Raw genomic sequence first — 12,575 nt, forward strand, 5'->3', positions numbered from 1 at the left:
TCAGGCCGCCATCATCGACGGATGGAACACCATCGGCTGCGCTGGGACTGCCTGGCTCAGGCACTCGCGCAAAACCCGCTTGGCGCAGCCATGACATTTGCCGCAACACGTGCCGACCTGGAGGCTGGTACGCAGCGCGACCATCGACGTCACACCTTCACTGACTGCCTGGCGAATGGCCCGGTCGGAGACATTGTTGCAGATGCAAACAATCATTCGATACCTCGTGAAAGACAATAAAAAAGCGGAGCAGCATTCAACCGATCCGGCTCGGCCCTCATCAATGAGAACGATTCTTGTTTAGATTATTAAGCATCGGCGGATAAAATGCAAGAATTTATCCGCCATGCAAAAAGAGAGAGCACAGGCCCGGCACTTGGGTAAGCCGGACATTGCCGCGTAGCGCAACAGGAAAGCAGGGCCTGCAGCGTAGACAACAAAAAGCCGGCTATAGAGCCGGCGTTTTTGGGCTTAGCGCGGTGTCTTGCGCTGCAATTCCGCCAGATCCCAACCTAGCTGGCGGCGGACTTCATGTGGATCAGGAGGTGGTTTGCGTGCGCGCTGGCGACGCCCCATGTATTGGCGGACTTGCTCTTTGGTTGGTTGTTTTGAATCCGACATGTCACACCTCGCACATTCAACATGGACCTGGAGGAACTCGTGCGTCCACTGTCACGACCTGCGTTGTTAAACGTGAATGGCGTGTTGGTAGTTGACGGTTCCACAAGATGCCGGAGGCAGGTAATGACGGAGAACAAAGACTTGAATCCGATGCAGGAAAGCAACCGTAGAAGGACAGGTAAGCCTCCTCTAACTCAATAAGGAATCATCATGCGTTCACTTCGTACTGCTCTCGTTTTCACTGCGTTGCTCGCGACAGCCAGCGTTTCTTTTGCCGACGTCATGGTCGGTGGCCAAAGCATGATGCCAAGTAAGGACATCATCGACAATGCCGTCAATTCAGCTGACCACACCACGCTGGTCGCCGCTGTCAAGGCCGCTGGTCTCGTCGAGACACTCAAGGGCAAAGGTCCGTTCACCGTCTTTGCACCGACCAATGCGGCCTTCGGCAAACTGCCGGCCGGCACCGTCGAGACGCTGGTCAAGCCGGAGAACAAAGCCACGCTGACCAAAATCCTGACCTATCACGTGGTCCCCGGTAAATACGACTTCATGGCACTTGCCGCCGAAATCAAGAAGCACAACGGCAAGGCAGAACTGGCCACGGCCAGCGGCGGCAAACTGAGTTTTGCAATGAACGGCATGCACAACATCAGCGTCATGGACGAGACCGGCCACACCGCCAGCATCAGCACCTATGACGTCACCCAATCGAACGGCGTAATCAATGTGATCGATACGGTCCTGATGCCGAAATAAGCGTTACACGATCCCTGTGGACTGGTGCACTGCACCGCAACCCGGAGAAGTTTCCGGGTTTTTTTTCGTCCGGAAAACCGTCAAAAGGCGGGATTCAAGCAGGGTGGGCGCAGCCCTTCGTGCCCACGCAAGCAAACCACCCATCGCTGCCAATACACCCTCCAACAGCCGGGCATGCCTTCCTATAATCCCATCAAGGCCACGGCGCCGGAGCGACATTGACATACTGCTCTCCGCCATCAGATGGTGTCGGGCCTGCGTTGTAAGGCATCCCGGCGTTTAACCGCGCGCCCAGCAACAAGGCGATTTCCCGCCGCGACGCACTGAAATCTTCCGGAACCAGCGGCTGGTTTTTTCCGGCCAATGCACTTTGGCCCAGTCAATCAAGGCGTCGAAACGCTGGTTGAATTCATCGGCAAACTGCGCATTACGGCTTGGTTCGGACATGGTGGCATCCCCATTCATGGAGTCAGTAAGACTTCAGATCCTAGCAGACGCCCGCGTGGACCACGATGACTGCGGACAGATGCGAAGCAATCAATCGTTCCGGCATCGTGCACTGCCTGCTATTTTGCGTAAATCAATCACCAACACTCAAAAGCGGGCGTGCTTCCCCATCCGGGCCAATCCGGCCTCTCGTTACTGATGTCGTTATGGCTGAGCCGGGTGCTTGCCGGTTTCAAGGGCATGTCCGATATTTATCGCTCTATCCAAGAGCGGCGTGGTGCCGACCGTCGGTTGAGGTGGATCAAGTGACAACCAATCAAACCGGGGGTCGTCAAGGCATGGGTCGACTTGCCAGCCCTGCGGGCCTACACTGAGCGGCAAGCATTTGTCATTCTGCTATGCAGTTTGCCGGTTGCCCGCCCAGAGAAAACCATTCTCTGCGAAGCGGCGCCATCCGTTACCAGGAGCTCTTCATGTCTTACAAGACCATCCTCATCCATCTCGACGAATCCCCGAACATCGACTCCCGCATCGACCTCGCGGCACAGTTGGCCAATACCCACGAAGCGCATCTGATCGGACTGGCCACCACCGGCGTCTCGCGCTACTTCTACGAATCAATGGCTACCGGTGCCGGCGATGCCGGTATCGGTCCCTACCTTGAGACGCTGCGCGAACAGGCACGCGGACGGCTTCAGCATTTTGAAGACAAAGTGCGCCGGCTAGGCGTCAGTTCCTACGAAAAACACCTGGCGGACGACGAAGCCGAGAGCTGCCTGGCCATGCGTGCCCGTTATTGCGATCTCGTCATCCTCGGCCAGTACGATCCCGAGGGCACCATCCCGTCGATCTACGCCGACCTGCCCGAATACGTCACCCTCAACGGCGGCTGTCCGGTCCTCATCATTCCGTACATCGGCACCTATCCACTGAAACCGGGGCATATTCTGATTGCCTGGGATGGCGGTCAGGAAGCGGCAAAAGCGGTGCGCAACGCACTACCTTTCCTGCAAGCTGCGAAGTCCGTCGAAGTCGCCGTATTCAATGCGCAGCAACGGCCCGACAGCCACGGCGAAGAACCCGGTGCCGACATCGCCCTGTACCTGACACGCCACCACGTGAAAGCCAACGTACGTCAGGAGCAGTCCGAGATCCCGGTCGGCGAAGCCTTGCTATCGCTGGCGGCAGACCTCAATGCCGATCTGCTGGTGATGGGCTGCTACGGTCATTCGCGTTTCCGCGAAGTCTTGATGGGCGGCGTCAGCCGCACCATCCTCGATTCGATCACGCTACCGGTGCTGATGTCGCACTAAGCGACCACGGCAAAACCCGCCGCACCGTAGCTGTGGGCACAGCGTCATCGTGCCCACGCTACAAAACCTCCGCGCGGGTCGATCGCATTTAGCTTCGGCACACGGCTCAGCCGCGCTGGTAGAACCGCACCATCTCTGCGGCGATCCGGTCCAGCGGCATTTCGATATCGACCGCGCCCAGCTTGACCGCCTCGCGCGGCATGCCGTAGACCACACAACTGGCTTCGTCCTGGCCGATTGTCGGCGCACCGGCGTCATGCATATCACGCAAGCCGCGCGCGCCGTCGTCGCCCATGCCGGTCATGATGATGCCCAGCGCGTTGCGACCCGCCACCTGCGCGACCGACTTGAACAGGACATCGACCGAGGGCTTGTGGCGGTTCACCGGCGGCCCGTCAAGCACCTCTACCTGGTAGTAAGCGCCACTACGGGTCAGTCGCATGTGCAGGCCACCGGGAGCGATCAGCGCGCGGCCCGGCATGACGCGGTCGCCGTGACGGGCTTCGCGCACTTCGATGGCACACAATGTATTGAGCCGGTTCGCAAACAGCGCAGTGAATTTCTCGGGCATGTGCTGGACTACGATGATGCCGGCCGAAACCCGCGGCAAGGCGGTCAGGATGGCTTCCAGCGCCTGCGTGCCGCCCGTCGAGGTGCCGATGGCGATGACCTTGTCGGTGGTCTGTGCCAGCGCGCCGGGAGGCAATGGCTTGTCGTTGCGCGCGCTCGCCGGGCTGGCCGCGCCCATTCCCGCTGCACCGGATGGAGCCGCACCGCGCACGATACGCTTCGGCTTGGAGAGCGCCGCCTGCTTGACGTTACGGATCAACTCGGCCGCCGACTCCGACAAAAAGTCCTTCAGCCCGAGCCGGGGCTTGGTCACATAACTGACGGCGCCTGCCGCCAGGGCCTGCATCGTCGTCTCGGCACCTTTCTCGGTCAACGTCGAACAAATCACGACCGGTGTAGGCCGCTCGCTCATGATTTTTTTCAGGAACGTGATGCCATCCATACGCGGCATCTCGACATCGAGGATGATCACATCGGGCCATTCCACGGCCATTTTTTCCTGCGCCAGAATCGGATCTGCTGCCGATGGCAATACCTGGATCTGCGGATCTTTCGACAACAGCGCCGTCAGGACCTGGCGTACTACGGCCGAGTCATCGACGATCATTACCTTGATTACATTTGTCATAGGACCACATCTTTTTGATCAGAATCTATCCAGTCGAACTTCAACCAGACGTCGCCGGTGGCGACATCGAAATACAAACGCCGGTAGCCATCGCTACCGACATGTTCGGCCGCAATAGCCAACCCGGCTTGCTGCACCACTTTCCGGGCCATCGTGATATTACGCTCACCGATATCGTTGATCAGAAAGCCGGCCCCGAACATGCGGCCGCCACCAAAAATCTTGGCGATGCATTCGCTCGGACGCACGCCGTTGCGCAGCAGCTCAGCCTGCATCAACGCGAAAGCACTTTCGCCATACCGGCCGCCGGCCCGCCGTTCTCTGGCACCGGCCGCATCGGCCGGCAAAATGAAATGGCAGATGCAACCCAGCTTGCGCGTCGGATGCCAGAGCGTGATCGCGACACAGGACCCCAGCAGCGTGCCGAAGACTTCGTGCCGGCAGCCCACACCCAGGTCCCCCGGATTGAGAAAAATTTCGCGCTCCGCCAGACTCGAAAAAGGGATTTGCTTCATTGCCGCCGCTCCATGCAATACGCGCCGGGACCAAAAGAAATCAAGCCATCAATGAGACCGTTGAGGCTCTCGGCCATCCCGACAAACAGCATGCCGCCCGGCACCAGCGTCGACAGCAATTGGCCGACCACCTTGCGCTTGACCGGTGGGTCAAAATAAATCAGGACATTGCGCAGGAAGATCACGTCGAACGGTACCAGATCAGGCAAGGGTTCGATCAGATTGATCTGCGCAAATTCCGTCTTGTCACGCAAGGCCCGGTCAATCAGCAAGGAGCCTTCGTACGGTCCAAAACCGCGCAGGCAATACCGGCGCAGGAAATCCGGCGGGATTTCGTGGGTCCGGTCAACACTGTAATTGGCGCGCCGTGCGGTGTCGAGCACGCGCGTACTGATGTCGGAACCACGTATTTCCCAGTTCGGTGCCCGACCGACGCGACCCAGTTCGGCCAATGTCATCGCCATCGTATAGACCTCTTCGCCGGTCGAACAGGCTGCGCTCCAGACCCGGAAAGTCCGGTTGCGCGGTGCCGCTTCGGCCACCGTCGACAGCATCGAAAAATGCTTGGCTTCGCGAAAAAAATAGGTCTCGTTGGTGGTCAGCAAATCGATCGCCGTCTGCAGTTCGACCGGCTGCCTGCCCGACAGCAGAAGCTCGAAATAGGCGCCGTACGAAGCCAGGCCGAGGACCTGAATGCGCTTGAACAGGCGACCGCAAATCAGTGCTTTCTTGGCCGGTGTCAGCGCAATGCCGGTTTCGCGAAACAGCAGGTCGCGGATGGTGGCAAACTCCCGCTCGCTCAGGGCGTTTAATTCCATAAAAAACCAGTCAACAAAAAATAGCCTCCCCATGTGCCGGCAGGCAGGATGTCAGCGCCTACGCTACCACATCGATGCTGGCCAATTCCGTCAGTGAAAAAGTGCGACCGACATCCAGAATGATCACGAAATGTCCATCGATCCTGCCCAGGCCTTCGATGAATTCGGCGCGCACTTCGGTACCGAAATCGGGTGCCGCTTCGATCTCGGCTAGCGCAATATCGACGACCGCCGAGACCGCATCGACCAGCATGCCGATGTCGTGCGATTCGCCGTCATGGCTGATTTCCAGCACCACGATACAACTGCGTTTGCCGACCTGCGCCGCCGCGCCGCCGAAACGCAAGGCCAGGTCGATCACCGGCACCACTGCGCCACGCAGGTTGATGACGCCCCGGATGAAGGCCGGCATCAACGGCACCGTGGTCAACTGGCCGTACTGGATGATTTCCTTGATCACCAGAATGCCGACCGCAAACAAGTCCCGACCGAGCGAAAATGTCAGGTACTGCTTCGCCTGGACATTGGCGTCACCGGCCACCGGGGGCGCGCCTTGCAACAGGGAGGTTTGCATGCGCACGGCTCCGGTCAGAAACGTTTGAAATGGGATTCATCGACCAGCGCGGCTGACTTGCGTGCGGCGCTGGCACCACTCAATTTGCGAATCGGTTCTTTCGATGGCCGCTCCTTGGCAAGGCTAGCGGCACTGGCGACCTGGAAAAATTCCATCAATTGCTGCAATTGTTCGGCCTGGCCCGACATCTCTTCGGCGGTCGCCGCCAGCTCTTCGGAGGCCGAGGCGTTCTGTTGCGTGGCTTGATTGAGCTGGCTCATGGCGGTGCTGATCTGCGACAGGCCCGTGGTCTGCTCTTCGGAAGCGGCGGTGATTTCCTGCACCAGATCGGAGGTCTTGCGGATCGATGGAATCATCGCATCGAGCAGTTTGCCGGCACGCTCGGACATCGTCACGCTGGTGACGGCCAGTTCGCCGATTTCCTTCGAAGCGACCTGGCTGCGCTCGGCCAGCTTGCGCACCTCGGCGGCTACCACCGCAAAACCCTTGCCGTGCTCGCCAGCACGCGCGGCTTCGATGGCCGCATTGAGTGCCAGCAGATTGGTCTGGTAAGCGATGTCGTCGATGATGCCGATCTTGGCCGCGATCTGTTTCATGGCTTCAGCGGTGCGCGTGACGGCGTCGCCGCCCTCGACCGCTTCCTTGGCCGAGGTCGAGGCAATGCCATCGGTGACTTTGGCGTTCTCGGTATTTTGCGCGACCGAGGCCGACATCTGCTCGACCGAACTGCTGGTGCGCTCGACGCCGGCGGCTTGTTCGGACGCCGATTGCGACAGGCTTTGCGCGGTCGAACTGACTTGCTCGGAGGCCGAGGTCAGCGCATCGGCGGCATTGCGGACATCGCCGATGATGCTGGCCAGCTGCTCGCTGGTGGTGTTCGAGTATTCCTTGAGTTCGCCGAAAGTGCCCGAATAGTCGCGGGTAATGCGCTGCGACAGATCGCCGGTCGACAAGGCCTTGAGCATGCGTACCACCTCATTGAGTCCGACTTCGCTGGTATCCATCAGCTTGTTCATGCCGCCGGCCAGCACCGCAAAAAACCATCCTTGCCGGTGGCATCGATCCGATGCTTGAAGTTGCCCTCGGCCGCGCCTTGCACCACGTTCGCGATCTCGCCCTCGACCACCACCTCGGCGGTGCGGTCCTTCCATTCCACCACAGTACCCAGACGTTCATTGGCGGCATTGATAATCGGACTGGCCACCAGCGCCATCGTGCGTCCGCCAATCTTGATCTCGGTATGGTAAGTGTTGCGCAAGGCGCCGAGCATGTTGCGCTGATACGAAGGATTCTTGTGGAAACGGTCGAAACTGCCGCCGACGATTTCGCGCACACGGAACTGCGGCAAGTCCTTGCGGATGTCGTTTTCGGCGCTGTTCATCATGCTGGTCACCGATTCATTCATGTAGATGATATTGCCCTCGTTATTGGCGATCATCACCGAGGTCGTGCATTTGTCGAGTGCCTGCTTGATGCGGGCATTGATCACCGCATCTCGGACGCTCTCGCGCATCTGATCACGCACCAGATCGATGGCAGCGGTGATCGTCGCTTTCTTGCCCCGTAACCGGTCCATATCGCGCGAGAAATCCCCCGTCGCATAAGCGGTGATAAGGCCGACGATCTGCATTTTGACGTCGATATGCGAACGCACCAAGTGGTTGATCAGGTCGGCGATGGCCTTGTAATTGCCAGCCAGTGTGCTGCTGTCGATCTGTTCATCGATCCATCCTTCGGCATGCTTGTTGGCCATGACTTGCTGGCCGGACTGCAAGCGCTTGAGCGATTGGCCGACGTCATTGAGTGCCTTGCCCAGTACTCCGACCGCGTCCTCACCGGCGCTGGCAATGACGGAAAAATCGCCTTGTGCCAGCGCCTGCGCCACCGCGACCGATTCCTTGAGTTCGTCGCGCTGAGCACTATTAAGCCAGGCGAACAGCAAGGCAGCCGCCAGTACCAACACGATTTGCGGCATGCCGAAGGCGGCTGCACCTGCCGCCATGAAGCCCGGCGCCAGCCCGAGCACCACCAGCACCACCAATGCCACGCCTGTTTTTTCTGCCATACCGAATCGATTGAACATCCTGTTCCCCTGTTGAATTGTGATTCCTGACCCGCACCCGACCACCTTGCTCACTGCGCTACTTCACGACGACTTCTTCCTTCTTTTTGACCGATGCCAGCTTCACCATCGCGCCCACATCGAGGATCAATGCCACTTCGCCGGAACCCAGCACGGTCGAACCGCTGATACCACGCAGGTTCTGGAACAGCTTGCCGAGCGGCTTGATGACGGTCTGGTATTCGCCCAGCAACTGGTCGACCAGCAAACCGGAACGGCCGCTTTCGCTCTGGACGACGACGATGCTGCGCTTGCCGGAACGCGTCCCGGCGATCGAAAACACTGCCCGTAAATCGAGAAAGGGCAGCACGCCACCGCGCAGTTCGATGCGACCGGCCGCGCCATGGTGCAGCTGCAGACGCGACTCGTCGGCATCGATGCACTCGACCACCGCGTTAAGCGGAATGACGAACGAACTGCCGCCGATACGCACCAGAAATCCATCGATGATGGCCAGCGTCAAGGGCAAGCGGATTTCGATCAGCGTGCCCTCCCCGATGACGCTGTGAAGGCGGATCGCGCCGCGCAGCGCCTCGATGTTCTTGCGCACCACATCCATGCCGACGCCGCGGCCGGACAGATTGGTGACGGCTTCGGCGGTCGACAATCCGGGTGCAAAAATCAGGTTCAGCTTGTCGGCCTCGGTCAGCACCTGGCCGGGCGCGACCAGACCGGACTGCAGCGCCTTGGCCAGCAGTTTTTCGCCGTCGAGACCACGGCCATCATCGCTGACGCGGATCAGGATATTGCCCGACTCGTGTCGGGCCGAGAGCCGGATGGTGCCGCCGGCCGGTTTGCCGGCAGCCAGCCTTAGCTGCGGCGATTCGATGCCGTGGTCGAGTGCATTGCGCACCAGATGCATCAGCGGGTCGCCGATTTTTTCGACCACGGACTTGTCGAGTTCGGTCTCGGCACCTTCGATCTCCAGTTGCACCTGCTTGCCCAGCTCACCGGAGACATCACGCACGACGCGCCGGTAACGGGCGAAGGTTTCGCCGATCTGCACCATGCGCAAGGACAGTGCGCCGTTGCGGATCTCTTCGACCAGCCCGCTCATTTGCTGGGTGGTCCCGATCAGGTCGATATCGTTCAGATTCAGCGCCTGCAGGCTGGCACTCGATCCGCAGATGACCAGTTCGCCCACCAGATTGATCAGTTCATCGAGCTTGTCGGCCGGCACCCTGACAAAGCGCGCATCGTCGCTGCGCGCATCACGCGACTTTGACTGCCGCGACAGCGCCGCATCGACCACTTCGGGTGCGACCTGATGTTGCGCAATCAGGATTTCGCCCAGCGGCGCGGGCGCACCGGACTCCTGCCGCAGCAGCGCTTCGTCGAGCGCCTGGCGCGTCACGGCACCGCAATCGATCAGGATGTCGCCCAGCCTGCGCTCCTGCGGCAAGGCCTGGATCAGCGCGACAAAATCGGGCATGCGGCACCCCGGCGCGATGACCCGCACCATGCAATCGTCGTGGACAAATTCAAAGGCGCCATCGATGTCGGCCCGTGATGCAGACGAGCGCAGCGATAGTTCGAAACCGAGGTGGCAGGACTCCGGATCGAACATCGCCCAGTCGGGGATGGCGTCGTCGATGGTCACCAGCGCCACGATGTCGCCCAGGGTCTTCAGATAACGGATCACGGCCAGCGGATCGAAGCCGTTGCGAAAGGCGTCTTTGCCGAAGCGCAGCGAGATATGCCAGAGGTTTTCGGTACGGTCCGCAGCAAGGTCGGCCGGTCCGCCTGCAACTGGCTGATCCACCAGATAAACGGCGATCTGGCCAGCCAGTGTGGCGGCATCCAAATCGAGTCGCGCCAGCGCTTCGGGCTGGTGAAGCGGGTGTTCGGCTTCGGCCAATAATGCCGCCATCATGTCGCAACTTTTGAAGAGCAATTCGCTGAGCGTGGCATCGATGTTCAGTGCATTTTTGCGCACGCGGTCGAGCACGCTTTCGACCTGATGGGTGAAGCGTACAACGCGGTCGAGACTGAATATGCCGGCAGACCCCTTGATCGTGTGCGCCGCCCGGAACAACGCATTGATGGTTTCCGGATTGGCCGCTTCCTGCTCCAGCTCCAGCGCCAGCAGCGCATCTTCGATTTGCTGCACCATCTCGCGCGCTTCATCAAAAAACAGCGTCAGCGCTTCGTCGTAGATCCCCGCCGTACTCATGCTGCGACTGCCGGTGCACATTCCGCAAACCGGCTGCCGAGTCCGAACTCGCGCAACAGCTCCGCAAGAAACGGTGCGACGTAGCACAACACCAGATCAGTGCCGCCGGCCGATACCGCTTGCGAAAAGGCCAGCAGCAATTGCACGCCGGCGCCGTCGCATTCGGTCACGCCCGCCAGGTCGAGCATTAGTTGATCGCTGCCATCATGGCCGGTCAGTGCGCGCTGCAACAGCGCGCGGGTTTCTGCCACCTGATAAATCGTCAATTCGCCGCTAATCGTGATCATCACCGGTTTCATCATCGCTCCTCGGAGTCAAGGAGGAATCAGTTTGGCAACCGCGTTGAGCATTTGCGGCGGATTGAACGGCTTGAGAATCCAGGCTTTGGCACCGGCGGCGCGCCCCTGCTCTTTTATGGCGTCCTGGCCCTCGGTGGTGAGCATGATCACCGGGGTAAATCTGTAGGCCGCGTTGTTCTTGACCTGGCGGACAAATTCCAGTCCTCCCATGCGCGGCATGTTGACGTCGCTGATGATCAGGTGGACCTTCTTTCCCGCCAGCCCGGCCAGCTTGTCGAGGGCATCGAGTCCATCGCCGGCCTCGATGACCTCATAGCCGGCACCGGTCAGTGCAATCGCCACGACTTTGCGCAGACTCACCGAATCATCAACAATCAATATGGTCTTTGCCATTGCTTGCACCCCAAGTCGTTGCTGTCTAAAAAAAGGTCACGTCATCATCCGCGCTGGCGACCGCTTGACCGATCGCCTTGCGCTTGGCCGGCACGTAGCCGTGTCGCTCTTCTTCCATCGTGTAAGTACTGTCGAGCACGGCCATCCAGGCTTGCGGCGTTGGCAAGGCCGCCTGTTCATCCTCGACCGCTTGTCGCAGACGCAGCATGTCATCGTCGAGTACCGACAGAATCTGTGAAATGCGGTCCTGGTACTGCAGGCTGACCAGCAGGTTCTCGACATCGGCGCGGATGATCGCGCCCTGGCGGCGCATGCTTTCGGCCGATTCGCCGAGCTTGCGGACATGGTCGAGGACGTCGCGGATCTTGTCGCCCGCAGCCGTGATGCGCTGCGCATCGCTGTCGGCTGCGGCCGCCGCACCCTGCAGGGTCTGGTTGGTGATGACAGCAATCTTGCGCACGCGGTCGCCGATGCTCTTGCCGGTCTCGGCCGACATCAGCGACAGCTTGCGCACTTCGGTAGCGACCACCGCAAAGCCGCGTCCGGCCGAACCGGCACGCGCCGCTTCGATGGCAGCGTTGATCGCCAGCAAATTGGTTTGGGCGGCGATCACGCTGACCTGCTCGGCCATGTCGCGCAACTGATGGGTCTCGCCAGCCAGCGCTCTGACGCTGTTGAGCAGCGTGTCCTTGCTGGCGATGACGTGCTCGAGCGTCACGACCACCGGGGTCAGCTCCTGTTCGCACAGCGCCAGCAAATTGATCGAGGACGGGTCACGCTTGCCGGCGCGCTGCTGCTCGCCAAAACCGGCCTTGTCGAACTGCGTGACGATCGATGAAAAACTGTCAACCAGTTGCACCACGGCGTCTTCGGTCTGGGATTTGACCGATACCACATGGCGTTGCCAGACCGGCACGACGGCACCGGCCAACTCGCGCAACCGGGTGGCGGATTGCTCCGTAGCATCGCGCTCTATGGTGCTATCCCGGCTGGCACCGGCCAGACAGGCGGCGAACCAGCAGCTACCGCCAGCAGTAAAAAGCACCCCCGTTGCCGCCACGATTTGCCACGTCCCGAACCGCTGGAACAAAGGCAGGCAGGCAAAACAAAACGCCAGAAATGACATGCCGTAGCAAGCCGGCAGCGCCTGGCGGAGGGGGATAGCCGAGCGTCGACCTGACGCGGCAGGCGAGCTGAAGGACGATGAATCGGCGTGGCGCATATTTGGCATGGTGATAAAGCGGCTTCATTGCCTTATAACGGGAAAACCCAATAAAATTGGATTGGACGTTACACCATTTCACGCGGAGGGCTACTATTAATTTTGAATAATTATTTTAACT

14 protein-coding genes are annotated in these 12,575 nt (G+C 60.0%); 2 read left to right on the forward strand and 12 right to left on the reverse strand.

Annotation, left to right across the window (positions count from 1 at the left end):
* Entirely contained in the window at positions 1 to 216 is a 216-nt protein-coding gene (locus RHM62_RS15875) for a (2Fe-2S)-binding protein (protein WP_322123024.1), read from the reverse strand.
* A gap of 615 nt (positions 217 to 831) precedes the next feature.
* On the opposite strand from RHM62_RS15875, the gene RHM62_RS15880 reads away from it, so the two are divergent.
* Positions 832 to 1,380, forward strand: coding sequence for a fasciclin domain-containing protein (locus RHM62_RS15880; RefSeq protein WP_322123025.1), 549 nt, complete (start codon positions 832 to 834; stop codon positions 1,378 to 1,380).
* Positions 1,381 to 1,659: 279 nt separating this feature from the next.
* Here the strand turns inward: RHM62_RS15880 and RHM62_RS15885 are convergent, their stop codons facing one another.
* Complete coding sequence (locus RHM62_RS15885) at positions 1,660 to 1,827, reverse strand: hypothetical protein (RefSeq protein ID WP_322123026.1); 168 nt, start codon at positions 1,825 to 1,827, stop codon at positions 1,660 to 1,662.
* Positions 1,828 to 2,300: 473 nt separating this feature from the next.
* On the opposite strand from RHM62_RS15885, the gene RHM62_RS15890 reads away from it, so the two are divergent.
* Positions 2,301 to 3,140: a universal stress protein gene (locus RHM62_RS15890; RefSeq protein ID WP_322123027.1), complete on the forward strand. Its 840-nt coding sequence runs from the start codon at positions 2,301 to 2,303 to the stop codon at positions 3,138 to 3,140.
* Positions 3,141 to 3,246: 106 nt separating this feature from the next.
* Here the strand turns inward: RHM62_RS15890 and RHM62_RS15895 are convergent, their stop codons facing one another.
* From RHM62_RS15895 to RHM62_RS15940, 10 genes are read right to left on the reverse strand one after another with little or no spacing between them, the layout of a single operon-like run.
* On the reverse strand, positions 3,247 to 4,338 hold the full coding sequence (locus tag RHM62_RS15895) for a chemotaxis response regulator protein-glutamate methylesterase (protein ID WP_322123028.1): 1,092 nt from the start codon (positions 4,336 to 4,338) through the stop codon (positions 3,247 to 3,249).
* Positions 4,335 to 4,853, reverse strand: coding sequence for a chemotaxis protein CheD (locus tag RHM62_RS15900; RefSeq protein ID WP_322123029.1), 519 nt, complete (start codon positions 4,851 to 4,853; stop codon positions 4,335 to 4,337). Before RHM62_RS15900 ends, RHM62_RS15895 begins: the two co-directional genes overlap by 4 nt.
* Positions 4,850 to 5,671 carry a CheR family methyltransferase gene (locus RHM62_RS15905; protein ID WP_322123030.1) on the reverse strand — a complete coding sequence of 274 codons (822 nt, stop codon included), beginning with the start codon at positions 5,669 to 5,671 and terminating at the stop codon, positions 4,850 to 4,852. The genes RHM62_RS15900 and RHM62_RS15905 overlap by 4 nt, the downstream gene beginning before the upstream one ends.
* Positions 5,672 to 5,729: 58 nt before the next feature.
* Positions 5,730 to 6,245 carry a chemotaxis protein CheW gene (locus tag RHM62_RS15910; protein ID WP_322123031.1) on the reverse strand — a complete coding sequence of 172 codons (516 nt, stop codon included), beginning with the start codon at positions 6,243 to 6,245 and terminating at the stop codon, positions 5,730 to 5,732.
* 14 nt (positions 6,246 to 6,259) lie between these two features.
* Entirely contained in the window at positions 6,260 to 7,261 is a 1,002-nt protein-coding gene (locus tag RHM62_RS15915) for a methyl-accepting chemotaxis protein (protein ID WP_416172269.1), read from the reverse strand.
* Positions 7,258 to 8,328 (reverse strand): hypothetical protein, encoded by a 1,071-nt coding sequence (locus RHM62_RS15920; RefSeq protein ID WP_322123032.1) that lies wholly within the window; start codon positions 8,326 to 8,328, stop codon positions 7,258 to 7,260. Before RHM62_RS15920 ends, RHM62_RS15915 begins: the two co-directional genes overlap by 4 nt.
* Positions 8,329 to 8,386: 58 nt before the next feature.
* A complete protein-coding gene (locus RHM62_RS15925; protein WP_322123033.1) occupies positions 8,387 to 10,540 on the reverse strand; it encodes a chemotaxis protein CheA in 2,154 nt (717 codons plus the stop codon).
* Positions 10,537 to 10,842 (reverse strand): STAS domain-containing protein, encoded by a 306-nt coding sequence (locus tag RHM62_RS15930; protein WP_322123034.1) that lies wholly within the window; start codon positions 10,840 to 10,842, stop codon positions 10,537 to 10,539. Before RHM62_RS15930 ends, RHM62_RS15925 begins: the two co-directional genes overlap by 4 nt.
* Before the next feature lie 12 nt (positions 10,843 to 10,854).
* Positions 10,855 to 11,232, reverse strand: coding sequence for a response regulator (locus RHM62_RS15935; protein WP_322123035.1), 378 nt, complete (start codon positions 11,230 to 11,232; stop codon positions 10,855 to 10,857).
* 25 nt (positions 11,233 to 11,257) lie between these two features.
* Positions 11,258 to 12,463, reverse strand: coding sequence for a methyl-accepting chemotaxis protein (locus RHM62_RS15940; RefSeq protein ID WP_322123036.1), 1,206 nt, complete (start codon positions 12,461 to 12,463; stop codon positions 11,258 to 11,260).
* Positions 12,464 to 12,575 lie beyond the last annotated feature (112 nt).

Origin of the sequence: Actimicrobium sp. CCC2.4 (genome assembly GCF_034347385.1) — a bacterium.
GTDB lineage: Bacteria > Pseudomonadota > Gammaproteobacteria > Burkholderiales > Burkholderiaceae_D > Actimicrobium.